Source organism: Paraburkholderia sp. Ac-20342 (assembly GCF_017104985.1).
Lineage (GTDB): Bacteria > Pseudomonadota > Gammaproteobacteria > Burkholderiales > Burkholderiaceae > Paraburkholderia.
In genome coordinates this window covers 1-935 of sequence record NZ_JAAGPQ010000222.1, presented here as the reverse complement: position 1 = coordinate 935, position 935 = coordinate 1, and the positions used below count along the sequence as shown (strand labels likewise).

Sequence of the window (935 nt, the reverse complement as noted above, 5' to 3'; positions counted from 1 at the left end):
GCAGCCACTACGCCCGCTCGCTGATCTCGACGAGCGACAGGACCGAAGTGCAGGTCGTGAAGGCCAGCCTCAAGGCGCTGCAGGAAGGACATGCCGTGTGTCTCGCCGTGGATGGCGCGCTCAATCCGGCCGCCGCGCGCGTGCCGTTCGAGAGCCAGGAGATCACGTGGTCGAGCTTCGCCGCGCGCGCCAGCTACCGCCTCGGACTGCCCTCGGTTTTCTATGCGCCCAGATGGGAGCGGGGCCGCATCGTGCATACGCTCGAACGGCTCTCCGAGCCGCATGACGGCGAAACGCTCGAAGACTACGTGGCGCGATGGCAGCACGAATGGCTCGCGCATCTGCGCGGCCATCTCGCCGGGCAGCCGGAAAACCTGCGCCTGAGCGGCGGGCTCTGGCGGCACGTGGTGGCGGCCGACCGCTCGAATGCGGCGACGGACAAGGGTTGATTGGGTTCACTAACGATTACGTAGAAGATTACGCAGAACGTGGAGAAGCAAACATGAAACAGAACGAAACCGCGGCGCAAGCCGGCTTGCCGTCATGGCTACAGGACGGAACGCAGGATGGGCTGCGAACCTTGTTGCAGGAAAAGCGCTATTGCTGGCTCGTTACCGGCGCCGCGGGGTTTATCGGCTCCAATCTCGTCGAGACCTTGCTGCTGCTCGGGCAGGACGTGCGCGGCCTCGATAATTTCGCCACCGGCCACTGGCACAACCTGCACGAAGTGAAGAAGCGGGTCGGCGAGGCGGCCTGGAGCCGGTTCGCGTTCCACGAGGCCGACATTCGCGACGCGGACTCGTGCGCGAAGGCGGTCGCCGGCGTGGACTACGTGCTGCATCAGGCGGCGCTGGGCTCGGTGCCGCGCTCCGTGAAGGACCCCAAAACGACCAACGACGTCAACGTGTCCGGCTTTCTGTCGATGCTCGACGCCG

1 protein-coding gene and 1 pseudogene are annotated in these 935 nt (G+C 65.5%); both read left to right on the top strand.

Going from position 1 to position 935, the window contains the following annotated elements:
* A pseudogene (locus G3N58_RS33850) lies at window positions 1–449 on the top strand (Vi polysaccharide transport protein VexE); the annotation flags it as partial.
* 53 nt (window positions 450–502) lie between these two features.
* On the top strand, window positions 503–935 hold a 433-nt coding region (locus tag G3N58_RS33845), incomplete at its 3' end, for a GDP-mannose 4,6-dehydratase (protein ID WP_206001370.1).